Source organism: Chromohalobacter israelensis DSM 3043 (assembly GCF_000055785.1).
GTDB lineage: Bacteria > Pseudomonadota > Gammaproteobacteria > Pseudomonadales > Halomonadaceae > Chromohalobacter > Chromohalobacter israelensis.
The window spans coordinates 3405685-3431787 of record NC_007963.1 but is presented as its reverse complement, the minus strand read 5'-3'; the positions used below and the strand labels follow the sequence as shown (position 1 = coordinate 3431787).

Sequence of the window (26103 nt, the reverse complement as noted above, 5' to 3'; positions counted from 1 at the left end):
CGCCGCGACGGTCATGACCATGCAAGACGCCAATGTCGCGCCCCACCCGTTGCGGTGCGGGCGCCACCAGCTCGATCTTTCCTACCCCCGCGTCATGGGGATACTCAACGTCACCCCGGACTCGTTTTCGGATGGCGGGCGCCATAATGCGCTCGACGATGCCCTGCGGCATGCCGAGCGAATGCTGGCGGAGGGCGCGGCGGTCATCGATATCGGCGGCGAGTCGACACGTCCCGGCGCGACACCGGTGTCGCCACAGGAAGAGCTGGACCGCGTGCTGCCGGTGGTGGAGCGCCTGGTCCGCGAGCTTGACGCCCTCGTGTCTCTGGATACCAGCCAGCCCCAGGTGATGCGCGAGGCGGCCTCGCTGGGGGCGGGCATGATCAACGACGTACGCGGGCTGCGCTGGCCGGGAGCGCTGGAAGCAGCGGCGGTGAGCGGCCTGCCGGTGTGCCTGATGCACATGGTGGGCGAGCCCACCGACATGCAGCTGTCACCGCATTACGACATGCCCATCGAGGACGCGGTGGCGGCGTTTTTCGAGACACGCATCGCCGAATGCGAAGCGGCAGGATTGCGCCGCGATCGGCTGGTGCTCGACCCAGGCTTCGGCTTCGGAAAGCGTGTCGAACATAACCTGCGCCTGCTGAATCGCATGCAACAATTGACTGATTTTGGGCTGCCCCTGCTGGTCGGTATGTCACGCAAGAGTATGATTGGCAAGGTGCTGGCGCGTCCCGTGGAGGAGCGCTTGCCGGGCGGCCTGGCGCTGGCCACCATGGCGGTGGAGCGCGGGGCGCGTATCGTGCGCGTCCACGACGTTGGACCGACGGTGGATGCGGTCAACATGACTTGGGCTGTGCTACAGGAAGGCACCGACGCATGACACGACGCTATTTTGGAACCGATGGAATTCGCGGCACGGTGGGCGAGGCGCCCATCACGGCCGATTTCGTACTCAAGCTGGGCTGGGCGATGGGGCGAGTGCTGTCACGCCGTACGGGGCGCAAGTCGCGCGCCAAGGTGCTGATCGGCAAGGATACGCGCATCTCGGGCTACATGTTCGAATCCGCCCTGGAAGCCGGTCTCTCGGCGGCGGGCGTGGATGTTTCCCTGCTGGGGCCGATGCCCACGCCGGGCATCGCGTATTTGACGCGGACCTTCCGCGCCGATGCGGGCATCGTGATTTCGGCCTCGCACAACCCCTTCCAGGACAACGGCATCAAGTTCTTCTCCGCCGAAGGGGTGAAGCTGGCCGATGCCGTCGAGGAAGAGATAGAGGCGGAGCTCGACTTGCCCCTGTCGACGGTGGCACCGGATGCCCTTGGCAAGGCGCTACGCATTCAAGATGCGGCGGGGCGCTATATCGAGTTCTGCAAATCCACGGTGCCCGACCGCCTGACGCTGGAAGGGCTGAAAGTGGTCCTCGACTGCGCCCACGGGGCGACCTATCACATCGCGCCCAGCGTCCTGCGCGAGCTGGGGGCCGAGGTGAGCCTGATCGGTGCCGAGCCCGATGGTCTCAACATCAACCATGGCGTGGGCTCCACCCATCCGGCGGCGCTGCGTGCGGCGGTGATCGAGCGTGGCGCCGACCTGGGGGTCGCGCTGGATGGCGATGGCGACCGTGTGGTGCTGGTCGATGCCGAAGGCCGCGAGGTGGACGGCGACGACATTCTGTATCTGATTGCACGGGACCGGCGCGCGCGAGACCTGCTGGGCGGCGGCGTGGTGGGCACCCTGATGTCCAACTTCGGCCTGGCGGCGGCGCTGGAAGCCTTGGACATTCCCTTCGAGCGCGCCAAGGTCGGCGATCGCTACGTCATGGAGCGACTGGCGGCCAACGGCTGGCAGCTAGGCGGCGAGTCCTCGGGACACATCGTCTGTGGCCATGTGCAGACCACGGGCGACGGTATCGTCTCGGCCCTGCAGGTTCTTGCCATCATGGTGCGCGAAGGGGCATCGCTGGCGGCCTTGCTGCAAGGGTTCGAGAAGGCGCCGCAGGCGCTGGTCAATGTACGGCTGACCCCCGAGACGGACAAGGAGGCACTGCTTGGCAACGAGCAGGTCCAGCATACCGTGGCATCGGTCGAGGCCGAACTCGGCGAGGAAGGCCGGGTGCTGCTGCGACCCTCGGGCACCGAGCCGTTGATTCGGGTCATGGTCGAGGGGCGTCCGCACTTTGACGTGGACGCGCTGGCGCGCCGTATCGCCGACGACATCGAGGGGCATATGGTGCGCTGAGGCCCGCATATTGTGTTGTCAATACGCCTCCTATACCATGGCGCTCCATTCGGAGGACTGTTTCTATGCGCACGCCGCTGATCGCGGGCAATTGGAAGATGAACGGTTCGAGCGCCCTGGTCGACGCGTTCGGCCAGGCCTTTGCCGATGCCGACCTTCCCGAGTCGGTGGAAGTCGTGGTGCATCCACCGTTCCCCTATCTCGATGCGGCGCGCCGGGCTCTGGCCGGCGGGCCCGTCAAGCTCGGGGCGCAGACGCTCAACCCCCTGCATGCGGGAGCGCGCACGGGTGAGGTCAGTGGGCGCATGCTCAAGGAATTCGACGTCGAGTACGTCCTGGTCGGGCACTCCGAGCGCCGCGAGCTCTATCGCGAAAGCGACGACGACGTTTATGACCGGCTGTTGGCGGCCCTGAATGCCGACCTGCGGCCGATCCTGTGTGTCGGCGAGACGCTCGAGGCACGCGATGCCGGGCGTACGCGCGATGTCGTGCTGCGCCAGGTCGGACATGCGCTGGCGCCCCTGGAACCCGCGCAACGGGCCCGCGTAACGATCGCCTACGAGCCCGTCTGGGCCATCGGCACCGGGCGTACCGCGACGCCCGAACAGGCACAAGAGGTCATGGCCGCGATCCGCGAGTACCAGGCCGGCTTCGATCCTGCCCTGGCCCAGTCGATGCGACTGATCTACGGGGGCAGCATGAACGCGGCCAACGCGGCCGAACTTCTGGCCCAGCCGGATATCGACGGCGGCCTGGTGGGCGGTGCTTCGCTCAAGGTCGACGATTTTCTAGCCATCTGTCATTCAGCAAGGTAGCGCGATGTATATTGGGGTGTTGTTGGTTCACGTAGCGATCGCCATTGCCCTGGTGGTGTTGGTGTTGCTGCAGCAAGGCAAGGGCGCCGAGGCGGGGGCCGCCTTCGGTGGCGGTGCTTCGCAGACGGTCTTCGGGTCGCAGGGCAGCGGCAACTTCCTGGCCAAGCTGACCGGTGTGCTGGCCGCGGTTTTCTTCGCCACGTCGCTCGGACTCGCCTATTTCGTGTCCCAGGCCGGCGATGCGCCGCAGGAAGGCATCCCCGACGCACAGGCGGTCGAGCAGCAAAAATCTGCGGCGACGCTTGACGAGGAAGAAGAGAACGTGGAGAATACTGCGCCAGTGCTCGAGGACGGCGGCGAATAATTGCAGTGTCGTCATCGGGTTAGCTCGCCAAGTGTGTTGCATGATGAATGCTCCCGGTTCGAGGCGAGCGCTTGAAGCAAGGCGTCGGTACAGCTGGAAGGCGGATGATGCGCCGATCTTGTGCCGACAAGAACTTGCCCCCTGTTGCCGAAGTGGTGGAATTGGTAGACACGCTATCTTGAGGGGGTAGTGACCTTACGGTCGTGCGGGTTCAAGTCCCGCCTTCGGCACCATCTTGAGTCGATGTAAGCAGTTGACTCAAATAGAGATTGGCAAGATTTGACGATGATTTGGCTCCTTGACCTTTAAGGAGTTGAGCAGTATAATCGTCAGCCACTGATGCGGGGTGGAGCAGTCTGGTAGCTCGTCGGGCTCATAACCCGAAGGTCGTCGGTTCAAATCCGGCCCCCGCTACCAAGTTTTTTTACGAAAGGCCCCTTCCTACGAAGGGGCTTTTTGTTATCACTTGCGACGATAACGCCAATCAGCCACCTAGCTTTCCTCTTTACTCCTGGTCAGGTGCCTGATGCAACTGCTAGTGGGAGCCTCCGTCTGTGGCAAACAAGGACGCTGCACTGAAAGCGCTCATCGAGCCGGTCGTGACGGCCATGGGCTTCGAACTCTGGGGAGTCGACTACCTCTCCCAGGGTAAACACTCCCGACTGGTCATCTATATCGAAAGCGCCGATGGCGTGACGGTAGATGACTGTGCGGCCGTCAGCCGCCAGGTCAGTGGGGTGCTGGACGTTGAAGACCCCATTTCGGGTGAATACCGACTGGAAGTGTCTTCACCGGGGATGGATCGTCCCTTGTTCACGCTCGAGCAGTTTGCGAGCTTCAAGGGCAGTCATGTCAAGGTGAAGCTGAGCACGCCCTTCGAAGGGCGTCGCAAGTTTCAGGGCCAACTGGCCGGCGTCGAGGGCGACGAGATTCTGCTGCATCTCGACGGACAAGAATATTGCTTTCCGATCGAAAGCATCGAGCAGGCGCGCGTGGTGCCTCAGTTCGATAATTAAGGACAGCTTTTCTGCGAGGCATAGGCATGAGTAAAGAGATTCTGCTGGTCGTAGATGCGATCTCGAACGAAAAGGGGGTGCCGCGTGAGGTGATCTTCGAGGCCGTGGAGTCGGCGCTGGCGAGTGCATCGCGTAAGCGCTTCGATGGCCAGGAAGTGAGCACTCGCGTCAAGATCGATCGCGCGACCGGTGATTACGACACCTTCCGTCGCTGGACTGTCGTCGAGGACGAGGCGTTCGAGAATCCGGATAGCGAAATCCCGCTGTCCGAGGCGGAGCGTCGCGATCCGCCCCTGGCGCTGGGTGACGTGGTCGAGGAGCAGGTCGAGTCGGTCGCATTCGGTCGCATCGCCGCCCAGACCGCCAAGCAGGTCATCGTGCAGAAGGTGCGCGAGGCCGAGCGTGCCGAGGTCGTCCGCCAATACGCCGAGCGTGAAGGCGAACTGGTGGCCGGTATCGTCAAGAAGACCACGCGCGAAGGATTGATCGTCGACCTGGGCGAGAATGCCGAAGCGTTCCTGCCGCGCAGCGAGATGATCCCCGGCGAGCGCTATCGCATGAACGAACGCGTGCGTGCCCTGTTGTGGAAGGTCGACGCCGAGGCGCGCGGGTCGCAGTTGATCCTGACGCGGACGCGCCCCGACATGATCGTCGAGCTCTTCAAGATCGAGGTGCCCGAGATCGCCGAGCAGCTCATCGAGATCAAGGGCGCGGCGCGCGATCCCGGCGCTCGCGCCAAGATTGCAGTCAAGACCAATGACAAGCGCATCGACCCGGTCGGTGCGTGTGTCGGCATGCGCGGGTCGCGCGTGCAAGCGGTGTCCAACGAGCTGCGCAACGAGCGCGTGGACATCATCATGTGGGACGACAACCCGGCGCAACTGGTGATCAATGCCATGGCGCCCGCGGAAGTCGGCTCCATTCTCGTCGACGAAGACGCCCATTCCATGGATGTCGCCGTCGCCGAGGACAACCTGGCGCAGGCCATCGGCCGCAGCGGCCAGAACGTTCGCCTGGCTTCCGAGCTGACGGGCTGGACGCTCAACGTGATGACCGAAGAAGAGGCCGAAGGCAAGCGCGAGCAAGAAATCGACAGCCTGATCGAGTACTTCATCAATCACCTCGAAGTCGACGAGGAACTCGCCCGTCTGCTGGTCGAGGAAGGCTTTACCTCGCTCGAGGAGCTGGCGTATGTGCCGCTCGAAGAGTTGCTCGAGATCGAGGAATTGGATGAAGCACTGATCGAAACGCTGCGCGCTCGAGCCAAGGACGAATTGCTGACGCTGGCCATCGCTTCCGAAGAGGCGCTGGACGGTGCGCAGCCCGATGACGACCTCCTTGAAATGGAGGGCATGGATCGTCACTTGGCATTTACGCTCGCCAGTCGAGGCATCGTCACGCGTGAGGACTTGGCCGAGCAGTCCATCGATGATCTCAAGGACATCGACGATGTGGACGAAGAGCGCGCCGCGGCGCTGATAATGACCGCTCGTGCGCCTTGGTTCGAGAGCGAACAGTAATCTGGTCACGGGCTCAGGAGGGTCGTAATGTCAGACATGACCGTTAAGGATTTTGCCAGCAAGGTGGGACGCGATGTGTCCCGTCTGCTGGAGCAGATGCAAGAAGCGGGTCTCCCCCACAAGACCGAAGGCGATGCGGTATCCGAGGAGGACAAGCAGCGTCTTCTCGAGCACCTGACGCGTAGCCACGGTGGGGACAGCGGCGCGACGAAGAACCGCGTAACGTTGACGCGTAACACCAAGAGTCGGATTCGCAGTGGCGATGGTCGCGGCAAGGCGATCGACGTGCAGGTTCGCAAGAAGCGTACCTACGTCAAGCGCGAGCCGGAACCGGCCGAGGAAAAGGCGGCCGAGGAAACCGGTCCGCGTCAGCTGGTCGGTGACATGGCCAGCGCCAATCAGGCCAAGGCCGACGAGGCCGCCAAGGCGGAGCAAGCCGCTGCCGAGCAGGCTGCCAAGGCCAAGGCCGAAGAAGAAGCCGCTGCCGCCGCAGCATCGAAAGCGGCGGAAAGCGAGCCGGTTGCCGAGGCTCCCGGTGCGCCGCAGCCCGAGGAACCGGAAACCGCCAGCGAGCCTTTCGTCGAGGCGCCGCCCAAGGAGCCGCGCACGCCGAATCGTCGTGGCCAGAACCATCAGAAGAAGGATACCGGGCGCGGCCGCAAGCGTGACGATGACGAAGAGCGTCGCGAACGCGGCGAACGGCGTCGTGGCAACGCCAAGAAGACCAAGCGCTCCGAGCGTCGCGGCAGCCGCCGTGGCGGCGGTCGCGACAATCAGCATGGCTTCCAGAAGCCGACGCAGCCCATCGTGCGTGAAGTCGCCATCCCCGAGTCGATCAGTGTCGCCGATCTGGCCGACAAGATGTCGATCAAGGCCAACGAGGTCATCAAGGCGATGTTCACCATGGGGGCGGCGGTGACCATCAACCAGACCATCGATCAGGACACGGCGGCCATTGTCGTCGAAGAAATGGGCCACAAGCCCAAGCTGGTCAAGGACGATGCGCTGGAGACCGAGGTGCTCGAGGGCATCTCCTACGAAGGCGAAGAGATTACCCGAGCGCCGGTCGTCACTGTCATGGGGCACGTCGACCACGGCAAGACCTCGCTGCTCGACTACATCCGTCGCACCAAGGTGGCGACCGGGGAAGCCGGCGGCATCACGCAGCACATCGGTGCCTATCACGTCGAGCACGAAAGCGGTGACATCACCTTCCTCGATACCCCGGGTCACGCCGCATTCACGGCGATGCGTGCTCGCGGTGCGCAGGCGACCGACGTGGTCATCCTGGTGGTCGCGGCCGATGACGGTGTCATGCCGCAGACGGTCGAGGCGGTCGAACACGCCAAGGCGGCCGGTGTGCCGCTGGTCGTGGCCGTCAACAAGATCGACAAGGAAGGCGCCGATCCCGATCGCGTCAAGAACGAATTGTCGCAATACGGCGTGATTTCCGAAGCCTGGGGCGGCGATACGCAGTTCGTGCATGTGTCGGCGAAGAGCGGTGAAGGCATCGACGCGCTGCTGGAAGCCATCCTGCTGGTGTCCGAAGTGCTCGAGCTCAAGGCCGTCCCGGAAGCGCCGGCCAAGGGCGTGGTCGTCGAGTCGCAGCTGGACAAGGGCCGTGGCCCGGTCGCGACCGTGCTGGTGCAGAACGGCACGCTTAAGCGGGGCGATATCGTCCTGGCGGGATTGCACTATGGCCGCGTACGCGCCCTGGTCAACGAACTCGGCAAGCGCGTGGAAGAGGTCGGCCCGGCCATGCCGGTGGAAATCCAGGGGCTCGATGGCACGCCCGAGGCCGGTGACGAGTTCATCGTCGTCGCCGACGAGAAGAAGGCACGTGAAGTGGCCAACTTCCGTCAGGGCAAGTACCGCGAGGTGCGCCTGGCACGCCAGCAGAAGGCCAAGCTGGAGAACATGTTCAGCCAGATGGGCCAGGACGAAGTCGCCAAGGTCAACATCGTGCTCAAGGCCGATGTGCAGGGCTCCCTGGAAGCCATTCGTGGCGCGCTGGAAGAGCTCTCCACCGATGAAGTCAAGGTGGCGGTCGTCTCGTCCGGTGTGGGCGGCATTACCGGCACCGACGCCAACCTGGCCGTGGCCAGTGAGGCGATCTTGGTCGGCTTCAACGTGCGTGCCGACGTGTCCGCGCGGGAGATCGTCGAACGTGAAGGCCTGGACCTGCGCTATTACAGCGTGATCTACCAGCTCATCGACGAGGTCAAGCAGGCCATGAGCGGCATGCTGGCGCCGGAGTGGAAGGAAGAGATCGTCGGTGTGGCCGAAGTGCGCGACGTGTTCAAGGCGCCCAAGATCGGTGCCGTGGCAGGCTGCATGGTCGTCGAGGGTACCGTCTATCGTCACAAGCGTATTCGTGTGCTGCGCGAGAACGTGGTCATCTACGAAGGCGAGCTCGAGTCCCTGCGTCGTTACAAGGACGACATTGGCGAGGTCCGCAGCGGTATGGAGTGCGGTATCGGCGTCAAGAACTACAACGACGTTCAGGTCGGCGACAAGATCGAGGTCTTCGATCAGGTCAAGGTCGAGCGTAGCCTGTAAGGCGTGGCGGGCGATGCGTCGCCCGCCGCCCGAGCGGTGATCCGCGGGAGAAAACGATGCGCGAATTCAAACGTACCGATCGCGTTGCCGATCAGCTGCAGCAGGAGTTGGCCGTCCTGATCCAGCGCGAGATCAAGGATCCGCGTCTGGGCATGGTGACCGTCAGCTCGGTCAAGGTCAGTCGTGACCTTGGCTATGCCGACATCTACATTACCCTACTGGGCGAGAACGACGCCGCGCGTATCGACGAGAATCTCAAGGTGTTGCGTCATGCCCGGGGATTCTTGCGCAGCCAGATCGCCAATCGCATCAAGCTGCGGCATGTGCCGGAGCTGCGCTTTCACTACGATGAAAGCGTGGTGCGCGGGCAGCGTCTGTCGTCCTTGATCGACGAGGCGGTCGCCGATGACCGTCGCCGCCACGAAGATGACGACGAAGACGAGGTACGCTGATGGCGCGACGCCGTCGAGGCACGCCGATCGATGGCGTGCTGTTGCTGGACAAGGCCCCGGGCGTGTCCTCGAATCGTGCCTTGCAACAGGTGCGTCGCTTGTACGACGCACAAAAGGCCGGACATACCGGAACGCTGGATCCCATGGCGACGGGGTTGCTTCCGGTCTGCTTCGGTGAGGCGACCAAGTTTTCCGCCTATCTGCTGGATGCCGACAAGACGTATCGCACCTGGGTCCGGCTGGGCGAGGTGACCGATACCGGTGATGCCGAAGGCACGGTGATCGAGCATCACTCGGTGCCGGCGCTCGACGAGCGTGATATCGAGGCTGCGCTGGCTGGCTTTCGTGGCGAGGTCGAGCAGGTTCCGCCGATGTACTCGGCGCTCAAGCACCAGGGCCGTCCCTTGTATGAGCTGGCGCGCGAGGGCAAGCATGTCGAACGTGCGGCCCGGCGCGTGACGGTTTATGATATGCGCCTTCTCTCTTGCGAGGCGGAGGGCTTCGAGCTCGAGGTTCGCTGCAGCAAGGGGACCTACATCCGCACGCTGGCCGAGGACATCGGGCACGCGCTGGGATGCGGGGCACATATCACGAGCCTGCGTCGACTTCGCAGCGGGCCTTTCGAGGCCGACGCGATGCACGCCTTCTCGGCACTCGAGGATCTGGATGCGGCATCGCGCGAGGCACGCTTGCTGCCGGTGGATACCATGTTGACACACCTGCCATCGCTCGAGGTGGCGGCAAGCGCATCGCGGCGTCTTCTGCATGGCCAGCGTGCGCAGATAGACACGGCGGGACTGGCAGCACAGAGCACCGCGAGGCTGTACCGTGACGCCGCGTTCCTGGGGCTGGTGACGGTCACCGAGTGCGGCGAAGTCGCGCCGCGTCGCTTATTGAATACCGCCTCGCTCGCCAGCGAGTGAGGGGGGCAGTACCTGCTGCGGGCCATGCGCGGTGGGGCGTGATCGATGCCATCGACACGCGTGAAGGCAATGCCTTCGACATGGCGCCCGCCGCGTGCGGGACACTCTGGAGACTGCAAATATGCGTGGTCTCCGACATTCATTGCTCAGGCATATTGTTTACTGGAGAGACAAATGGCACTGACCGCTGAACAGAAAGCCACCATCGTCAACGAGTACGGTCGTGGTGAAAACGACACCGGTTCTCCCGAAGTCCAGGTGGCCTTGCTAAGCGCCAACATCGATGGCTTGCAGGACCACTTCAAAAGCAACAAGCAGGATCACCACTCTCGTCGTGGTCTGATCCGCATGGTCAACCAGCGCCGCAAGCTGCTGGATTACCTGAAGCGCAAGGATTTCGAACGTTATCAGTCGCTGATCCAGCGTCTCGGCCTGCGCCGCTAAGCACAGGCTGCGTGCACGATCCTGGCGCGAGGCATGACCTCGAGCCGGGCGTGACGTGCCTGCCGCTGGCAACGACGCATGCCGCGTTGAACGGGCAGCCCCCAGGGGCTGCCCGTTTTTATGTTTGTAGTGGTCCGGGCGTCGTAATGAGTGGCCCCGTAGCGCGTGACCTCCTAAAATGGTCGCCGAGTCGAAACGACCAATACATGAGATGAAAAGTTAAGGACATTGCCGTGAACCCGGTCAAGAAAACGTTTCAATACGGTCACAGCACCGTCACCCTGGAAACGGGCCGCATCGCCCGCCAGGCCACTGGTGCCGTGATGGTCACCATGGACGACACCGTGGTGCTCTGTACCGTGGTGGCCAAGAAGGACGTCAATCCCGCGCAACCCTTCTTCCCGCTCTCGGTGCACTATCAGGAAAAGACCTATGCGGTGGGCAAGATCCCCGGTGGTTTCTTCAAGCGCGAAGGCCGGCCCACCGAAAAGGAAACCCTGACCTCGCGGTTGATCGATCGCCCGATTCGCCCGCTGTTTCCCAACGGCTTCATGAATGAAGTGCAGGTCGTCTGCACGGTGCTGTCCACCGACCGCAATCACGACCCGGATATCGCGGCGATGCTGGGCACCTCCGCCGCACTGGCGATTTCCGGGGTCCCGTTCAACGGGCCGATCGGCGCGGCGCGCGTGGGCTTCAATGAAGACAAGGGGTATTTCCTCAACCCGACCGTGGAAGAGCTGGAAAGCTCCGAGCTGAACATGGTCGTGGCCGGTACCGAAAAGGCCGTCTTGATGGTCGAGTCCGAGGCCAAGGAACTGCTCGAGGATGAAATGCTCGGTGCGGTGCTCTTCGGCCACCAGGAAATGCAGGCCGCGATCACGGCGATCCAGGCGCTGGCCGACGAAGCCGGCAAGCCGCGTTGGGACTGGCAGCCGCCGACCGACGACACCACGCTCAAGAGTGCACTGGCGGCGGAATTCGAAGCCAAGGTGGGCGAAGCGTACCGCATCACCGACAAGATGGCGCGCCAGGATGCCCTGTCCGCGCTCAAGGACGAGGCCCTCGAGCGCCTGGCGGGAGAAGAGTCCGGCCAGTATGCTGCCGACGATGTCAAAGGGGCGTTCGCAAGCCTCGAGAAGCGTGTCGTGCGTTCGCGCATCATCCAGGGCGAACCGCGTATCGATGGGCGCGATCACCGTACCGTGCGTCCGCTGTCGATCGAAGTCGGCACCCTTCCCAAGACGCATGGTTCGGCCGTGTTCACGCGTGGCGAGACCCAGGCGGTCGTCGTCGCGACCCTGGGCACCCTGCGTGACGCCCAGTTGATCGAATCGCTGGAAGGCGAACGCAAGGACCGCTTCCTGCTGCACTACAACTTCCCCCCCTACAGCGTGGGCGAGGCTGGTTTCATGGGCGGGCCCAAGCGCCGCGAGATCGGCCACGGTCGTCTGGCGCGGCGCGGCGTTCAGGCCATGCTGCCCAGCGAGGAAGACTTCCCGTATACCATCCGCGTGGTGTCGGAAATCACCGAATCCAACGGTTCCAGCTCCATGGCGTCGGTGTGCGGCTCCTCGCTGGCACTGATGGATGCCGGCGTGCCGCTCAAGGCACCGGTGGCGGGCATCGCCATGGGCCTGGTCAAGGACGAGGACGGCTTCGCGGTACTGACCGACATCCTCGGCGACGAAGATCACCTCGGCGACATGGACTTCAAGGTCGCCGGTTCCACCGCCGGCGTGACGGCCCTGCAGATGGACATCAAGATCGAGGGCATCAACGAAGAGATCATGGAAACCGCGCTGCAGCAGGCCCACGAGGCGCGGCTGCACATTCTCGAGCAGATGAACACGGTGATCGCCCAGAGCCGCAGCGAAGTCTCCGACAACGCGCCCTCGATGGCTACCATCAAGATCGATCCCGACAAGATTCGTGACGTCATCGGCAAGGGCGGCGCCACGATCCGCAAGATCTGCGACGATACCGGCGCGTCGATCGATCTCGACGACGACGGTACCGTACGCATTTACGCCGAGGACAAGACGGCAGCCAAGGCGGCGATCGATACCGTGCTGGCGATTACCGCCGAACCGGAAATCGGCAAGCTCTATCGCGGCACCGTGGCGCGCATCACCGACTTCGGCGCCTTCGTCACCTTCATGCCGGGTACCGATGGTCTGGTGCACATCTCGCAGATCGTGCCCGAGCGTGTCAACGACGTGCGTGACTATCTGAGCGAAGGCCAGGAGGTCATCGTCAAGGTGCTCGATATCGACAACCGCAACCGCGTGAAGCTCTCCATCAAGGAAGTCACCGCGGAAGAAAAAGCGGCGTTCGAAGCGACTCCCGCCGAGTAACGCCCGCCACCCGCGCGGTCTGACGAAGCCCCGTACACGGCGTGTACGGGGCTTTTTTGCTTTCAGGGACGCCGCTTGGGTAGGGGCGTCTCAGGTCGCGGAAGTGACACGCCGGGAGGGCATGAGGTTGCGCAGACGGCGTGATAGACGCTTCTCGAGATACTCGAAGCTGACCCAGGAGAGCACGGCGATGAGTGGCAGGCAAAGCGCCAGGGTCGCGTAAGGCGGCCAACCGATACGTTCGGTCAGGACATACTGTGCCGTCCACAGCACGATGACATGCAACAGGTAGGTCGAGTAGGACCAGTCGCCCAATGCTTTGATGGCTCGGTTGCCGGCAAACAGCGTTTCCATGGCGATGAAGGCACACAGCAGCACGGCGCCGGGCAATCCCCACAGCATGAAGCGCGTCATGCCCTGCGGATCGTCGAACTGCATCATGAAGGTGAAGGCCAGCAAGGCGACGCCGGCGGGTAGCCAGCGTCCGCCTGGCAGCCAGCCGCGACGGTGGAGAAAGCCGACCCCCAGGCCAAGCAGGAAATTGTAGAGAATGGGATCGTGATAGAAGTCGCTGAGCAGCGGGCGCTCCGACAACCAGGCGCCGATCGCGATCAGGCCGAGCACGACGGCCCACAGGCGTAGATGACGATTGATCAACAGCGACGCCGCGAAGACGAGATAAAACAGCATTTCGAAGTTGAGCGTCCAGCCGACCGGCAAGGTGGGGTAGTAGCCGTAGCCGGCCGGGTTTTCCACCGGCAGGAAGAATAGCGACATCGCCAGACTCTTGAGACTCAACCCATAATCCGGCATCACATCCTGCGAAAGGTACAGGATGCCGGCGGTAATGGCGGTATATAGCCAGTAGGCCGGCACGATGCGCGCGGCACGCTGAAGAAGAAATTCGCCCCCGGAGGGGGCGCGGCGCGCGGTGGAGGCATAAATCACGAAGCCGCTGATGACGAAGAAGATATCCACACCCATCTGGCCGCGCGTGGCGAGCAGGTGTTCGAACGTGTTGTTGGCGTCGAAATCGAAAAAGACCTGCACGAAGTGGTGGAAGACGACCACCCACGCCGCGAAGGCACGTAACGCCTGCACAGAAATCAGCATACCGATGACGCTTCCCCGTTGGCACCATGAACACACGGCGCCACCGGGGCGCCGTGATATGAGGCAAGCGAGAAAGGAAGAAAGTTCAGCGCTGTTGCATGACGTTACAAAACGGCGTTCTGATTAATGCCTCGGGCATCTCAGGGCCGTTCGATGGCCAGCGCCACTCCCTGGCCGCCGCCGATGCAAAGCGTGGCCAGTCCCTTCTTGGCATCACGAGCGATCATCTCGTGCAGCAGGGTGACCAGTATCCGGCATCCGGAGGCGCCGATGGGGTGTCCCAGGGCGATGGCACCCCCGTTGACGTTGATCTTGGCGGGGTCCCAGCCGAGCTCCTTGTTGACGGCGAGTGCCTGGGCGGCGAAGGCTTCGTTGGCCTCGATCAAGTCCAGCTCATCGAGAGACCAGCCGGCGCGTTCCAGACAGCGCCGTGTCGCCGGCGCGGGGCCGATGCCCATGATGCTGGGATCGACCCCGGCATTGGCATAGGCCTTGATCACCGCGAGCGGCTCCAGCCCCAGTGACTTGGCCTTGTCCGCCGAACACAGCATGGCCACGGCCGCGCCGTCGTTGAGCGACGAGGCATTGCCGGCGGTGACCGTGCCATCACGCTTGAAGGCCGGGCGCAGTGCGGCGAGTTGCTCGGCGGTGACGCCCGCCCGAGGCCCTTCGTCGGTGGTGACATGCACGGGATCGCCCTTGCGCTGGGGTATCGTCACCGGCACGATCTGACCGGCGAAACGCCCCGCCTCGATGGCGGCACTGGCCTTTTGCTGGGACGCGGCGGCGAAGGCGTCCATGTCTTCCCGGGTGATGGTGTACTTCTCGGCGAGGTTTTCGGCGGTGATCCCCATGTGGATATCGTTGAAGGCATCCCAGAGGCCATCGCGAATCATCGTGTCCACTGCCGTCCAGTCGCCCATGCGTTGCCCGGTGCGCGAGTGCGGCAGGACATGCGGAGCGGCGGACATGTTCTCCTGGCCCCCGGCGATGATCAGTTCGGCATCACCGCAGCGAATCGCCTGAGTGGCAAGATGCAGGGCCTTGAGTCCCGAGCCGCAGACCTTGTTGATGGTCATGGCGGGAACCGCCGCGGGCAGGCCGCCGAGAATCGCCGCCTGGCGGGCGGGGTTCTGTCCGCAGCCGGCGGCGAGTACCTGGCCGAGCAGTACCTCGTCGACCTGGTCGGGGGCCACACCGGTATGCGCAAGGAGGTCCGCGATGACCGTAGCGCCGAGCTGGGTCGCGGGGAGACTGGCGAGTGCGCCGCCGAAACTGCCGATGGCGGTGCGCCGTGCCGCTACGATCACCACGTCTTGCATGAGAGACTCCTTTCGCCGCAGAAGAAATACCGATATGCGCGCCGTGCGGTATCAGAAGCGTCGCGCAAAGAATCACGTCTTATAGCGTAGGCGAGTCGAGGGAGAAGCGGCAATCGGGTAATAGGTGTAGACCGCCGGTATGAGGTGATGCATACCGGCGGACTGGCCTAAGCGAACTGAACGGGAATCGCGTGGCTCGTGTGGCTGATCTGATTGCCGTCTTGCAGGTAGACCAGCGCCGGTTGATGAGTCGCCAGCTCATGTTCCGCATAATGCGCGTAGCTGCAGATGATGACGCGATCGCCGACCTGAGCCTGGTGTGCCGCGGCTCCATTGATCGAGATCAGCCGCGATCCTGCCTCGCCGCGGATCGCATAGGTCGTGAAGCGATTGCCGTTTTCGACATCGTAGATCTGGATCTGCTCGTTCTCGCGGATACCGGCGAGATCCAGCAGTTCGCCGTCGATGGCGCAGGACCCCTCGTAGTCGAGCACTGCGTGAGTGACGCGCGCCATGTGCAGTTTGGCCTTGAGCATGATGGTGTACATGAAAAACCTCGTCGTGACGCCGCGTCGACGGTCAACGCGGCAAGCTGACCGCAAGGTTGTCGATCAAGCGGGTGGTGCCGAGATGCGCGGCGACCAGCAGGATCGCTTCCTGGGTATCGGGGGCGATGGGGCCGAGATCCTGGGCGCGACGCAGCTCCAGGTAATCGGGTTTGAAGCCCTGCTCGGCGAGGGCCGCCAGACCGTCACGCAGGGCGGTCGGCGGCGCCTCGCCGGCGCGCAGTGCGTCATGCACTTGGCATAGCGTGCGGTAGAGCGCCGGCGCACGCTGGCGCTCCGCGGCACTCAGGTAGCCATTGCGTGACGACAGTGCCAGGCCGTCCTCGGCACGTTGCGTGGGGACACCGACGATCTCGATCGGGAAGTGCAGATCCGCCACCAGTTTACGGATGACCATGAACTGCTGGTAATCCTTGCGGCCGAAATAGGCCGCGTCCGGCTGCACCAGGTTGAAAAGCAGGCTGACGACCGTGGCCACGCCGGTGAAGTGCCCTGGACGATTGGCGCCGCACAGTCCTTCCGAGACGTCGGGCACGCTGACCTGGGTATGTGCCTCGAGGCCGTGCGGGTAGAGGGCGTCGGTGCGCGGCGTGAACACGAGATCGCAACCGTGCGACGCGAGTGCCTGGGCATCCGCCTCGAGGGTGCGCGGATAGCTCGCGAAGTCTTCATTGGCGCCGAACTGGAGCGGATTGACGAAGATGGTCGCGACGACCACGTCCGCGTCGCGCCGCGCCGCGTCGACCAAGGCCAGATGGCCCGCGTGCAGGTTGCCCATGGTGGGAACGAGCGCAATACGCTTGGCATCACGCCGCGCCGCATGCAGATGATTGCGCAGCTCGCCGATGTCGGACAGCGTCAACATCAGAAACAATGCTCCTCGGCGGGAAATTGACGCGTCTTGACGGCATCGCGGTAGGCTTCGAACGCCGCCTGGATGCTGTCACGACCCGCCAGAAAATTCTTGGCGAAGCGTGGAGGACGTCCATGCGTCACGCCGATCACGTCGTGCATGACCAGGATCTGCCCATCCACCTCGGGGCCGGCGCCGATACCGATCACGGGAACGTCCACGGCGTCGCGCACGGCGCGGCCGAGTGCGGCGGGCACGCATTCCAGCAGGATCACCGAGGCACCGGCCTCGACCAGCAGGCGGGCATCGTCGATGATGCGCTGGGCATCGTCCTGCTCGCGGCCTTGTACCTTGTAGCCGCCGAACTGATGCACGCTCTGTGGCGTCAGGCCGAGATGCGCGCACACCGGCACGCCGCGCCGCGTGAGCTCGCGGACTCCCTCGTGCATCCACCCCGCGCCTTCGATCTTGACCAGCTCGGCGCCGGCCCGCATCAAGGCACCGGCGTCACGCAGCAATTGGCCGGTGTCGGCGTTGCTCATGAAGGGCAAGTCGACCATCAACAGGCTGCGTTGCTTGCCGCGCGCCACGCAGCGCGTGTGATAGAGGATGTCGTCGAGCGTCACGGGAAGCGTGCTGGCATGGCCCTGAAGCACCATGCCCAACGAGTCGCCGACCAGCAGGACATCGATGCCGGCTGCATCGGCATGCTGGGCGAACGAGGCATCGTAGGCCGTCAGGCAGCTGAACGGCTCTTGGGCATGCTTGAAGGCATTGAGACGGCTCAAGGTGACGGTTTTCATGGAAAGTCTCGTGGTTTGTCGGTCCTGGCGGACCCGGACGGCAAGTGTTACCGCAGGCGTTACCCGAGGGTGGTGGGAGTGTGGATCGGTAACAAATCGGGTGCAACTCTACTTTTAGGGGACGAGTCGACGCAAGTCCCGTCCTTGATGGGGCACGGCCAGCGAGGCGGCCGTGTCGCCATCGAGCAGCAGCTCGGGTGCGATTTCCGCCAGGGGCACCAGCACGAAACCGCGTTCCCGCATGGCAGGGTGCGGCAGGATCAAGCGCGGCGTCTGCCAGCGCAGTGTCGCATAGCACAGCAGGTCGAGATCCAGCGTGCGGGGCCCCCAGCGGCGTTTTCGAATCCGTCGGTGGCGTTGTTCGAGGGCCTGTAACTGGTCGAGCAGCGCCAAGGGTGACAGTCGCGTTTCCAGCCGGGCAACGGCATTGACGAAGTCGGGCTGATCCTGGGGACCCACCGGGGATGACGCATAGAGGGAGGAATGACATGCCAGCCGCGTCAGCGGCAGGGAGTCGAGTTCGTCCAGGGCGCGGGTGACGTGTGCGCGGGGAGAATCCAGGTTGCTGCCCAGCCCGATATAGGCGGGCAGCGCGCGCTCACTCATCGCGGCCGTCGTTAGGCTGCCCGGCATTCGAGTTGCGACGCCGGCGGCGGCGCGGTCGGCGCTTGGGGCGGTCCGACGTTCCTGCGGGGTGGCCGCCCGTCTTGGCGATCAAGCGCGCCTGCTCGTGCTCGTCCCCATCCTGGAAGGCCGTCCACCAGTCGCCCAGGCCGGGCTCGATCTCGCCAGCGGTTTCGCGCAGCAGAAGGAAGTCGTACGCGGCACGAAAGCGCTTGTGCTCCAGGGTCTGGAAGGCCCGCTTGCCACGCCGCTTGGGCAGATGCTGTTGCAGGTCCCAGATCTCGCGCATCGGCAAGCTGAAGCGCTTGGGAATCGACGTATGCTGCAGCTGCCGCGATATGCTTTGCTGCGATGCGGTCTGCTGGGCGGGAATGGGGGGCATGCCCTCCGCCTCGAGACGTTCCGCGCGCAGGCGCATGCCGGGCCACAGCATGGCACCGTACAGGAAGGCCGGCGTGACCGGCCGGTCTTCCTGGATGCGCCGGTCGGTGTTGATCAGCGCCTGTTCGATCAATGGCTGTGCCCAGTCGTACTCCGCGAGGGTCTCGTCGGTCTCGGGGAAGAGCATGGCGAACAGCCCGTACTCGCGCAGCAGTTCGAACGTGCGCAGCGCATGCCCCGACAGGAAGAGCTTGAGGACTTCTTCGAACAGGCGCGCAGGGGGAATCTGCAACAGCAGCGGCGCGAGTTCGCCGATCGGGGCCTCGGTGCGCGGCTCGATGTCGAAGTCCAGCTTGGCGGCGAAGCGCACGGCCCGCAGCATGCGCACGGGGTCCTCGCGGTAACGCACCTCGGGGTCGCCGATCAGGCGCAGGGTTCGCTCGTCGATGTCGCTGACGCCGTTGGCCCAGTCGTGAATCGAGAAGTCGGCGATATTGTAATACAGCGCGTTGACCGTGAAGTCGCGACGCAGCGCGTCTTCTTCGATGGTGCCCCAGACATTGTCGCGCAGCAGCAGTCCATCGTCGGACTGCTGGGACAGTGTATCGTCGTGATCGTCGCCTGGTCGGCCGCGGAACGTCGTCACCTCGATGATTTCGCGACCGAAGCGCACATGCACGATGCGGAAACGGCGCCCGATGATGCGCGAGTTGCGAAACAGGGTGCGAATTTCCTCCGGCGTGGCGTCGGTGGCGATGTCGAAGTCCTTGGGCACCTTGCCGAGCAGCGAATCGCGCACGCAGCCGCCGACCAGATAGGCTTCGTGTCCGGCGTTGTGCAGGCGGTACAGAACCTTGAGAGCGTTCTCGCTGAACAGACGGCGAGACACGTTGTGCTGATCCCGTGGAATGACACGCAGGCTGGGCGTGACAGGGCCGGAGGCCTCTTGGGCGCCGAACAGGGTCTTCAAACGTTCACCGGGGCGTTGGAGAAAGCGGGTAAATCCTTTGAACATGCGTCGTTAACGACTCGCGGAAAGCGAAAGGGCCAGTGTAAGCCGACACTCCTCGGCATGCAAAGCATGTCGCAGGATGGAACGCCAGCAGGCGGGGTGGAAATGCCTTCAAGAGCATCCTGAAACGTCAGTACAGGGGGGCAAGGCATGCGTGAAACGACGTGCGTTACAAGTAGAAAGGGGAGACCTGATCGGCCTCCCCCCAAGGATGCTATGCAACGTCCTTGCTGCTGTTTCTTCTTCGTGATGGCGCATCGCCTTGAATACGCACCACAGTCACCAATGGAATCCGGCAGGTAAGCGGTCTTCTTGTTGTTAGGGATCTACCCGCGTGGTGACCACCTCGTATTCAAAACAATAATCCAACCACGACGGCATGGCTTTCCCCCGACGTCTTGTTGTTGTTGTCGGGTGGCGCCGGGCGAGTGCGTTGTTCTTGTTGAGCCTCGCTCGGCGCGTCGCGTCCTGGTTCGGTTCCGGATCCCGACCGTTGTTGTGCTTGTTGGCGGTCGGCTCGCGTTGCGTCTCGTTTGTTGTTGTTGGCGATTCGCTCGCGATGTTCCAGTCCGGCGATCTTGTTGTTGTTGTGCTCGAAGCCGGGCTGAGCACCCGTGGCGTACGTTGTTGTCGTTGTTCGTGCGCCCTGGGCGTCCGGTAGTTGTTTTTCTTGACCTGTTATATTGCAGTGGCTGTGCCACTATGAATTTTTTATTTTTAAATCAATGTGTTGCGGTTGTCGCTTAAAGTTCCTGACGTGTCGTGGCAGCGAGGTGTTACCGACTTTGCCGCATAACGGGGCATTTCTTGTGTGGGATGGTAACAAGTGGTGCACCGATCCCCCTCGCGATGGCGCCTAGGGTCTCTAAAAAGACGGCGAGATGCGCTTAGACCATAGTCGTGACTGGTACAAAAAGTCGGCGAGGGAGAGCTTGTCGCGGGGGCGTGTGATGCCGTCACGCCATGCGGCGAGGTTGTTTCTTGCGCGGGATGCCCAGGCGCTGGCGGCGCTCCCATAGGCACTTGCGACTGATGCCCAGCTTCTGGGCCAGCTCGGTCTCGCTCATCTGTGCCTGGTGTTCGAGAACGAAATGCTGGAAGTAATCCTCCAGGGACAGGTCGTCGTCCAGTGACGCCTCGTCATCGGAAGAATGAGGGGGCTCGGCCGAGGGCGGCGTGGCGCGAGATGCGCGCTCGCTGGGCAGCCCCAGGTCGTCGGGGTGGATCAGATGCCCTTCGGCGAGGATGACGCCGCGCTCCAGGGCATTCTCGAGCTCACGCACGTTGCCGGGCCATGCATAGCCGAGGATGTCGCGGCGCGCGGCCCGCGACAAGCGCAGGCCAGGGCGGGCATGGCGTGCACAGGCACGCTCGAGCAGGATCTTGGCGATGGCCAGGATGTCGTCATCGCGTTCGCGCAGCGGCGGGAGGTCGATCTGCATGACATTGAGACGGTAGTACAGGTCGAGCCGGAACTCGCCGCTGCGTGACAACGACTGCAGATCACGGTGGGTGGCGGCAATCAGGCGCACGTCGACATAACGCGTTTCCACCGAACCAATGCGCCGGATCTCGCCTTCCTGCAGAACCCGCAGCAGCCGTGCCTGGGCATCCAGCGGCAACTCGCCGATCTCGTCGAGGAACAGGGTGCCGCCGTCGGCGGCCTCGACCAGGCCGGTGCGCGCACTGTTGGCGCCCGTAAAGGCCCCCTTTTCGTGGCCGAACAGCTCGGACTCGATCAGGGTCTCGGGAATCGCGGCACAGTTGACGCAGATCAGGGGAGCCTTGGCGCGCCGGCTCTGGCGGTGCAGGGCTCGGGCGACGAGTTCCTTGCCGGTCCCCGACTCACCCTGCACCAGGACGGTGACATCGGCGGGCGCGGTCTTGCGAATGCGCTCATAGACGCATTGCATGGCCGCGCATTCCCCGATCATTCCCGATGGCACGCCCGGCGGCGAGGCATCGCGCGCTGGCCCGGGGCTGCCCGACACCCGTGCGACGGTCGTCACCACCTCGTCATCGTCGAGCGGCTTGGTGATGCAATCGACCGCGCCTTCCTTGAGCGCCACCACGGCCTTGCGCAAGCTGGCGTGATCGGTCATGACCAGCACCGGGGTGGGGGCGCTCAAGGCGAGCATCTGCGTCCCGTCCTCGCCCGCGAGACGCAGGTCGCAGATCACCAGGTCGAAGGTCTGGGGGGCCAGGGCCTGGGCGGCGTCGAGCGATGCCGCTTCCTCGACGCGGTAGGCGTGGCGTTCGAGCAGCGTCTTCAACGCGTGGCGAGTCGCGTCTTCGTTTTCAACGATCAGAATCCTGCTCATGGGCCTCGTCGTCATGTGGATGCTCATGCAGTCGGCGGCCGGCGGCGCGGCAGTCGCGAATATCCTGACGTGAGCCAGCTGGCCGGATCAAGCGGAGCCTCCTGCGACCATGGCATGACGCCGGCCCGTCGTCCGCCTTTCAAGCTACGGACTGTGCGGCGCTACGGCAATCCGACCTAAGTGTCGTGCGCGGCATCCGTCAGGCGCGGCGACGAGGTCAGTGCGTTCGGTGCGTGGCGGTGCCCAGAGCATCGGGTTGCCAGGCAACGGTGGCCGCTGCCAGTTGATCGGCCACCGGGGCGTCGGCCAGTGTCGCGTCCGGCGACTGCCCGAGGCAGTGCAGCGCACGATGCAAGAGACGGCGCACCGCAACATCGTCGGTGGGCAGCGCGGGCGCGAGATTCTGCTTGGAGAGCTTCTGGCCGTCGTCGCCGACGATCAAGGGCAGATGCAGGTAGCGCGGTAGAGGAAGCCCCAGCGCGACTTGCAGCTGGCGCTGCCATGGCGTGTTGTCGAGCAGGTCGGTGCCGCGTACCACATCCGTGACGCCCTGCTCGGCATCATCGACGACGACGGCAAGCTGATAGGCCCAGAGGCCGTCCTTGCGCTTGAGCACGACGTCGCCCAAGGCCGCGGGATCGAAACATTGCGCGCCCAGCCGTCGGTCCTGCCAGCGTACGGGGCGCTGGCCGAGATCGCTGCGCAGACGCCACGCCAGAGGACGGTCGGGCCGCAAGGGGCCTTGCCGACACCACCCGGGGTAGATGGCATGCGCGCGCCACTCCTTGCGCGAGCAACTGCAGGAATAGGCCAGCCCCTGGTCGACGAGACGCTCGAGCGCGGCCTGGTAGGCAGGATGGCGCGCATGCTGATAGTGCACCTCGCCGTCCCAGTGCAGACCGAAGGCCTCCAGCTGGTGGAGAATGGTGTCGGCGGCACCATCGGGGCAGCGCGGCGGGTCGATGTCTTCGATGCGTACCAGCCATTGCCCGCCCGCCCGACGGGCATCAAGAAAGCTGGCCAGCGCGGCGATCAGCGAGCCGAAATGCAAGGGACCGGAGGGGGTCGGGGCGAAGCGGCCGATGTAGGACATACTGCTGGGCACCCGCACAATGGCAAACGGGCACCCGAGGGTGCCCGTCGTGTGGCGTTCGGAGTCGGCGTGTCAGCCGCCGAGCTGCTTTTCCTTGAGCTCCGCCAGCGTCTTGCAGTCGACACACAAGGTGGCGGTGGGGCGAGCCTCGAGACGGCGGATGCCGATCTCGACGCCGCAGGCTTCGCAGAAGCCGTAGTCGTCCTCGTCGATCTTTTCGATGGTTTCGTTGATTTTCTTGAGGAGCTTGCGCTCGCGGTCACGGGTGCGCAACTCCAGGCTGAAGCCTTCTTCCTGCGTGGCACGGTCGGCGGGATCGGCGAAGTTGTTCGCCTCTTCCTGCAGATGGCGCACCGTGCGGTCCACCTCTTCCATGAGCTCCTGTTTCCAGATGAGCAGGATTTGGCGGAAGTGCTCGAGCTGCTGCTCGTTCATGTACTCTTCACCCGGCGCCGGCTCGTACGGGGTGAATTTTTTTGGCGCTTCCGTTTTGATTTCCGCTACTGGCATGGGACTGCCTCATTACGCAAGTGACTTGGGCCGATGCCTGGCCAGGGTAGGACTTGGGCGCCCGCCCGAAGCCTTGCTTATTTAGCGGAAAAATTCGGGCTTTGCAACCACCGAGGGAGGAAAATCGTTCCCTCGCGATATCGCCGGGAGCCGACGAGTGCGCGTATCACGCCGGGTCGAGGCTTCCTTGCTAGAATGTGACGTTTTGTCCCGCCGTGTATGCCGCTCGGCAGACACCGCGCCAGCGCGAGGTGCGGGAATCAGGACGACGAGGAAGAAGCATGCAATACACGGAGCTGGTGCCCGGGACCTTGATCCGCCGTTACAAGCGTTTTCTGGCCGATGTGGCGTTGGCGTCGGGCGATGTGGTGGTGGCGCATTGCCCGAACACCGGCTCGATGCGAGCGGTCGACGTGCCCGGGTGCCGGGTCTGGCTGTCACCGAGTCGCAACCCGGCGCGCAAGCTGGCCTGGACCTGGGAGCTGATCGAGCTGCCCATGCCGGATGCCCCGCCCGCGCTGGTTTCCGTGCATACCGGGCGTGCCAATGCGCTGGTGGCCCAGGCATTGCAGGAGGCACGCATTCCCGAGTTGGCGGGTTACGACACGCACAAGCGCGAGGTTCGCGTCGCCGACGCCCGCCTGGACTTTCGGCTCTCGACCGCGCACGCAGCCGCCTATGTCGAGGTCAAGCAGGTCACCCTGCGCGAGCATGACGGCCATGGCTACTTTCCGGACTCGGTGAGCGAGCGCGGCCGCCGCCATCTGGAGGCCCTGGCGGCCCGCGTGGCGGAGGGCGATCGCGCGGTGCTGCTGTTTTGCGTGGCACACACCGGAATCGACGCCGTGGCCCCGGCCGCGCATCTCGACCCGGCCTATGCCGAGACGCTGCGGCGCGTCGCGGCGCAAGGGGTCGAGGTACTGGCCTATGGCATGAGCGCGACCTGGACCCATGACGGCGTGCCCGGCGACATTGCGCTGACGCGCGCGTTGCCGGTGTCGCTCGAGCGCCGACTGGCGAGCGCGACACCGCTCAGCGATTGACGCTCCGTGACGCGCGGCCGATCCGGAAGATCGCGGTTTCGCCGAACAGGTTGGGCCACAGCCGCGACGTCCAGTGCGATTCGTGATCGCCATTGCCGACGCGCTGATCGACCAGGGTCAGGCCCTTGTCCCGGCACAACTGGCCGAAGTCGCGAAACGTCGACAGGTGGATGTTGGGGGTGTCGTACCAGGCGTGCGGCAGCGACTTGGATACCGGCATGCGACCCTGAAAGCCCAGATAGAGGCGGTGCCGCCAGTAAGCGAAATTGGGGAAGGCGATGATGCACTCGCGTCCTACCCGCAGCATTTCGTCGAGGGTGAGGTCGGGGCGCTGCAAGGCCTGCAGTGCCTGGGTCATGATCACCAGGTCGTAGGCATCGTCGTCGACATTGCTCAGCCCGTCGTCGATATCCTGTTCGATGACGTTCACCCCTCGCTCGATGCAGCCGGTAATGCCCTCGGGGTCGATCTCCAGGCCGTAGCCGATGACCTGCTTGTCGCGCGCCAGCGCGGCGAGCAGTGTGCCGTCGCCGCAGCCCAGGTCGAGCACGCGCGCGCCTTGCGGTACCCAGTCGTGAATCAATTTGAGATCAGCGCGCATCAGGCAGTCTCCTCGAGCATCAAGTCACGTGCGACACGCCGCATGAAGCCCCCGAAGACCGCTTCGTAGCGTGGGTGCGGGAGCAGAAAGGCATCATGCCCATGGGGGGAGTCGATGCTGGCATAGCTGACCGCCTTGTCGGCGCGCATCAAGGCTTCCACCAGCTCGCGAGAGCGCGGCGGCGCGAAACGCCAATCGGTGGTGAAGCTGATCACCAGGAACGGGCACTGGGCGGGTGCCAGCGCCGCGGCGAGGTCGCCGCCGTGAGCGGCGGCCGGGTCGAAATAATCCAGCGCCTTGGTCATCAGCAGATAGGTGTTGGCATCGAAACTGGTGGAGAACGTATCGCCTTGATGGCGCAGGTACGATTCCACCTGGAACTCCACGTCGTAACCGAAGTTGAGCTGATCCGTGCGCAGGTCGCGACCGAACTTGGCGCCCATGGAATGCTCGGACAGGTAGGTGATATGGCCGATCATGCGCGCCAGCTTGAGGCCGCGCTTGGGCACCGTGCCATGCTCGGTGTACCAGCCGTCATGAAAGTCGGGATCGGAGCGGATCGCCTGGCGGGCCACTTCGTTGAAGGCGATGTTCTGTGCCGACAGGCGCGGCGTGGCGGCGATGACCACGGCATTGGCGATACGCTCCGGGTAGGCCATCGTCCATTGCAGTACCTGCATGCCCCCCAGGCTGCCGCCCACCACGGCAGCGAAACGCTCGATGCCCAGGCGATCGGCCAGGCGTGCCTGGCTATGCACCCAGTCGCTGACCGTCATGACGGGGAACTCCGGCCCCCAGGCGCGCCGTGTCTCGGGATTGGTGGCGCAGGGACCGGTGCTGCCATGACAGCCGCCGAGGTTGTTGAGCGACACGACGAAGAAGCGGTTGGTGTCGATCGCCTTGCCGGGGCCGATGTAGGCATCCCACCAGCCGGGCTTGCGATCCTCCATGGAATGGAAGCCTGCCGCGTGGTGATGACCGGAAAGGGCATGGCAGATCAAGACCGCGTTGTTGCGTTCGGCATTGAGCTGGCCATACGTCTCGTAGACCAGGGTGTAGTCGTCCAGCGTCTTGCCGCCGGCCAGCGCCAGCGGCGTATCGAAGTGCGCCGTTTGTGGCGTGACCAGACCGACCGAGTCGGGAGGTAGCGTATCGGGCATCGTGTGT

The 26103-nt window shown here is 64.0% G+C and carries 24 protein-coding genes and 2 tRNA genes; 14 read left to right on the top strand and 12 right to left on the bottom strand.

Annotation, left to right across the window (positions count from 1 at the left end; genetic code table 11):
- Window positions 1-13: 13 nt before the first annotated feature.
- The 13 genes from folP (at window position 14) to pnp (ending at window position 12694) form a co-directional block, all read left to right on the top strand.
- On the top strand, window positions 14-886 hold the full coding sequence (gene folP / locus CSAL_RS15605) for a dihydropteroate synthase (RefSeq protein ID WP_011508370.1): 873 nt from the start codon (window positions 14-16) through the stop codon (window positions 884-886).
- The gene (glmM, locus tag CSAL_RS15600; protein ID WP_011508369.1) at window positions 883-2244 is read left to right on the top strand and encodes a phosphoglucosamine mutase; all 1362 of its coding nucleotides are present in this window, start codon (window positions 883-885) and stop codon (window positions 2242-2244) included. Before folP ends, glmM begins: the two co-directional genes overlap by 4 nt.
- A gap of 65 nt (window positions 2245-2309) precedes the next feature.
- On the top strand, window positions 2310-3059 hold the full coding sequence (gene tpiA / locus CSAL_RS15595) for a triose-phosphate isomerase (RefSeq protein WP_011508368.1): 750 nt from the start codon (window positions 2310-2312) through the stop codon (window positions 3057-3059).
- Window positions 3060-3063: 4 nt separating this feature from the next.
- The gene (gene secG / locus CSAL_RS15590) at window positions 3064-3423 is read left to right on the top strand and encodes a preprotein translocase subunit SecG (RefSeq protein ID WP_011508367.1); all 360 of its coding nucleotides are present in this window, start codon (window positions 3064-3066) and stop codon (window positions 3421-3423) included.
- A 146-nt stretch (window positions 3424-3569) separates the two neighbouring features.
- Window positions 3570-3656 (top strand) — tRNA-Leu (locus CSAL_RS15585).
- Between the two features lie 107 nt (window positions 3657-3763).
- Window positions 3764-3840 (top strand) — tRNA-Met (locus CSAL_RS15580).
- A 137-nt stretch (window positions 3841-3977) separates the two neighbouring features.
- Entirely contained in the window at window positions 3978-4439 is a 462-nt protein-coding gene (gene rimP / locus CSAL_RS15575; protein WP_011508366.1) for a ribosome maturation factor RimP, read from the top strand.
- Between the two features lie 26 nt (window positions 4440-4465).
- Window positions 4466-5959, top strand: a complete 1494-nt coding sequence (nusA, locus tag CSAL_RS15570) for a transcription termination factor NusA (protein WP_011508365.1) — start codon at window positions 4466-4468, stop codon at window positions 5957-5959.
- A gap of 27 nt (window positions 5960-5986) precedes the next feature.
- Window positions 5987-8518 (top strand): translation initiation factor IF-2, encoded by a 2532-nt coding sequence (gene infB, locus CSAL_RS15565; RefSeq protein ID WP_011508364.1) that lies wholly within the window; start codon window positions 5987-5989, stop codon window positions 8516-8518.
- A 56-nt stretch (window positions 8519-8574) separates the two neighbouring features.
- Entirely contained in the window at window positions 8575-8970 is a 396-nt protein-coding gene (gene rbfA / locus CSAL_RS15560) for a 30S ribosome-binding factor RbfA (protein ID WP_011508363.1), read from the top strand.
- Window positions 8970-9893: a tRNA pseudouridine(55) synthase TruB gene (gene truB / locus CSAL_RS15555; protein ID WP_011508362.1), complete on the top strand. Its 924-nt coding sequence runs from the start codon at window positions 8970-8972 to the stop codon at window positions 9891-9893. The genes rbfA and truB overlap by 1 nt, the downstream gene beginning before the upstream one ends.
- Window positions 9894-10067: 174 nt before the next feature.
- Window positions 10068-10337, top strand: coding sequence for a 30S ribosomal protein S15 (gene rpsO, locus CSAL_RS15550; RefSeq protein ID WP_011508361.1), 270 nt, complete (start codon window positions 10068-10070; stop codon window positions 10335-10337).
- 233 nt (window positions 10338-10570) lie between these two features.
- Complete coding sequence (pnp, locus tag CSAL_RS15545) at window positions 10571-12694, top strand: polyribonucleotide nucleotidyltransferase (protein ID WP_011508360.1); 2124 nt, start codon at window positions 10571-10573, stop codon at window positions 12692-12694.
- Window positions 12695-12784: 90 nt separating this feature from the next.
- Here pnp and CSAL_RS15540 read toward each other — a convergent pair whose 3' ends face one another.
- From CSAL_RS15540 to dksA, 10 genes are all read right to left on the bottom strand, one after another.
- Complete coding sequence (locus CSAL_RS15540; RefSeq protein ID WP_011508359.1) at window positions 12785-13807, bottom strand: acyltransferase family protein; 1023 nt, start codon at window positions 13805-13807, stop codon at window positions 12785-12787.
- Between the two features lie 140 nt (window positions 13808-13947).
- The gene (locus tag CSAL_RS15535; protein ID WP_011508358.1) at window positions 13948-15129 is read right to left on the bottom strand and encodes an acetyl-CoA C-acetyltransferase; all 1182 of its coding nucleotides are present in this window, start codon (window positions 15127-15129) and stop codon (window positions 13948-13950) included.
- Window positions 15130-15296: 167 nt separating this feature from the next.
- On the bottom strand, window positions 15297-15677 hold the full coding sequence (gene panD / locus CSAL_RS15530; RefSeq protein ID WP_011508357.1) for an aspartate 1-decarboxylase: 381 nt from the start codon (window positions 15675-15677) through the stop codon (window positions 15297-15299).
- A gap of 31 nt (window positions 15678-15708) precedes the next feature.
- Window positions 15709-16560 carry a pantoate--beta-alanine ligase gene (gene panC, locus CSAL_RS15525; protein ID WP_011508356.1) on the bottom strand — a complete coding sequence of 284 codons (852 nt, stop codon included), beginning with the start codon at window positions 16558-16560 and terminating at the stop codon, window positions 15709-15711.
- A complete protein-coding gene (panB, locus tag CSAL_RS15520) occupies window positions 16560-17351 on the bottom strand; it encodes a 3-methyl-2-oxobutanoate hydroxymethyltransferase (protein WP_011508355.1) in 792 nt (263 codons plus the stop codon). Before panB ends, panC begins: the two co-directional genes overlap by 1 nt.
- Before the next feature lie 114 nt (window positions 17352-17465).
- Window positions 17466-17957, bottom strand: a complete 492-nt coding sequence (gene folK, locus CSAL_RS15515; RefSeq protein WP_011508354.1) for a 2-amino-4-hydroxy-6-hydroxymethyldihydropteridine diphosphokinase — start codon at window positions 17955-17957, stop codon at window positions 17466-17468.
- The gene (pcnB, locus tag CSAL_RS15510; protein WP_011508353.1) at window positions 17950-19371 is read right to left on the bottom strand and encodes a polynucleotide adenylyltransferase PcnB; all 1422 of its coding nucleotides are present in this window, start codon (window positions 19369-19371) and stop codon (window positions 17950-17952) included. The genes folK and pcnB overlap by 8 nt, the downstream gene beginning before the upstream one ends.
- A gap of 953 nt (window positions 19372-20324) precedes the next feature.
- Window positions 20325-21689: a sigma-54-dependent transcriptional regulator gene (locus CSAL_RS15505; RefSeq protein WP_043558671.1), complete on the bottom strand. Its 1365-nt coding sequence runs from the start codon at window positions 21687-21689 to the stop codon at window positions 20325-20327.
- Between the two features lie 217 nt (window positions 21690-21906).
- The gene (gene gluQRS, locus CSAL_RS15500) at window positions 21907-22782 is read right to left on the bottom strand and encodes a tRNA glutamyl-Q(34) synthetase GluQRS (RefSeq protein WP_011508351.1); all 876 of its coding nucleotides are present in this window, start codon (window positions 22780-22782) and stop codon (window positions 21907-21909) included.
- Window positions 22783-22854: 72 nt separating this feature from the next.
- Window positions 22855-23292, bottom strand: coding sequence for an RNA polymerase-binding protein DksA (dksA, locus tag CSAL_RS15495; protein WP_011508350.1), 438 nt, complete (start codon window positions 23290-23292; stop codon window positions 22855-22857).
- Between the two features lie 281 nt (window positions 23293-23573).
- On the opposite strand from dksA, the gene sfsA reads away from it, so the two are divergent.
- Window positions 23574-24335 carry a DNA/RNA nuclease SfsA gene (gene sfsA / locus CSAL_RS15490; RefSeq protein WP_011508349.1) on the top strand — a complete coding sequence of 254 codons (762 nt, stop codon included), beginning with the start codon at window positions 23574-23576 and terminating at the stop codon, window positions 24333-24335.
- Here sfsA and metW read toward each other — a convergent pair.
- On the bottom strand, window positions 24325-24936 hold the full coding sequence (gene metW, locus CSAL_RS15485; RefSeq protein ID WP_011508348.1) for a methionine biosynthesis protein MetW: 612 nt from the start codon (window positions 24934-24936) through the stop codon (window positions 24325-24327). The two genes, sfsA and metW, sit on opposite strands and share 11 nt — an antisense overlap.
- Window positions 24936-26096 carry a homoserine O-succinyltransferase MetX gene (gene metX / locus CSAL_RS15480; protein ID WP_035414463.1) on the bottom strand — a complete coding sequence of 387 codons (1161 nt, stop codon included), beginning with the start codon at window positions 26094-26096 and terminating at the stop codon, window positions 24936-24938. The genes metW and metX overlap by 1 nt, the downstream gene beginning before the upstream one ends.
- Window positions 26097-26103 lie beyond the last annotated feature (7 nt).

Coding starts and splice junctions, on each gene's coding strand:
- folP (WP_011508370.1), top strand. CDS start 14: ATGACCATGCAAGACGCCAATGTCGCGCCCCACCCGTTGCGGTGCGGG.
- glmM (WP_011508369.1), top strand. CDS start 883: ATGACACGACGCTATTTTGGAACCGATGGAATTCGCGGCACGGTGGGC.
- tpiA (WP_011508368.1), top strand. CDS start 2,310: ATGCGCACGCCGCTGATCGCGGGCAATTGGAAGATGAACGGTTCGAGC.
- secG (WP_011508367.1), top strand. CDS start 3,064: ATGTATATTGGGGTGTTGTTGGTTCACGTAGCGATCGCCATTGCCCTG.
- nusA (WP_011508365.1), top strand. CDS start 4,466: ATGAGTAAAGAGATTCTGCTGGTCGTAGATGCGATCTCGAACGAAAAG.
- infB (WP_011508364.1), top strand. CDS start 5,987: ATGTCAGACATGACCGTTAAGGATTTTGCCAGCAAGGTGGGACGCGAT.
- rbfA (WP_011508363.1), top strand. CDS start 8,575: ATGCGCGAATTCAAACGTACCGATCGCGTTGCCGATCAGCTGCAGCAG.
- truB (WP_011508362.1), top strand. CDS start 8,970: ATGGCGCGACGCCGTCGAGGCACGCCGATCGATGGCGTGCTGTTGCTG.
- rpsO (WP_011508361.1), top strand. CDS start 10,068: ATGGCACTGACCGCTGAACAGAAAGCCACCATCGTCAACGAGTACGGT.
- CSAL_RS15540 (WP_011508359.1), bottom strand. CDS start 13,807: ATGCTGATTTCTGTGCAGGCGTTACGTGCCTTCGCGGCGTGGGTGGTC.
- CSAL_RS15535 (WP_011508358.1), bottom strand. CDS start 15,129: ATGCAAGACGTGGTGATCGTAGCGGCACGGCGCACCGCCATCGGCAGT.
- panD (WP_011508357.1), bottom strand. CDS start 15,677: ATGTACACCATCATGCTCAAGGCCAAACTGCACATGGCGCGCGTCACT.
- panC (WP_011508356.1), bottom strand. CDS start 16,560: ATGTTGACGCTGTCCGACATCGGCGAGCTGCGCAATCATCTGCATGCG.
- panB (WP_011508355.1), bottom strand. CDS start 17,351: ATGAAAACCGTCACCTTGAGCCGTCTCAATGCCTTCAAGCATGCCCAA.
- folK (WP_011508354.1), bottom strand. CDS start 17,957: ATGAGTGAGCGCGCGCTGCCCGCCTATATCGGGCTGGGCAGCAACCTG.
- pcnB (WP_011508353.1), bottom strand. CDS start 19,371: ATGTTCAAAGGATTTACCCGCTTTCTCCAACGCCCCGGTGAACGTTTG.
- CSAL_RS15505 (WP_043558671.1), bottom strand. CDS start 21,689: ATGAGCAGGATTCTGATCGTTGAAAACGAAGACGCGACTCGCCACGCG.
- gluQRS (WP_011508351.1), bottom strand. CDS start 22,782: ATGTCCTACATCGGCCGCTTCGCCCCGACCCCCTCCGGTCCCTTGCAT.
- dksA (WP_011508350.1), bottom strand. CDS start 23,292: ATGCCAGTAGCGGAAATCAAAACGGAAGCGCCAAAAAAATTCACCCCG.
- sfsA (WP_011508349.1), top strand. CDS start 23,574: ATGCAATACACGGAGCTGGTGCCCGGGACCTTGATCCGCCGTTACAAG.
- metW (WP_011508348.1), bottom strand. CDS start 24,936: ATGCGCGCTGATCTCAAATTGATTCACGACTGGGTACCGCAAGGCGCG.
- metX (WP_035414463.1), bottom strand. CDS start 26,096: ATGCCCGATACGCTACCTCCCGACTCGGTCGGTCTGGTCACGCCACAA.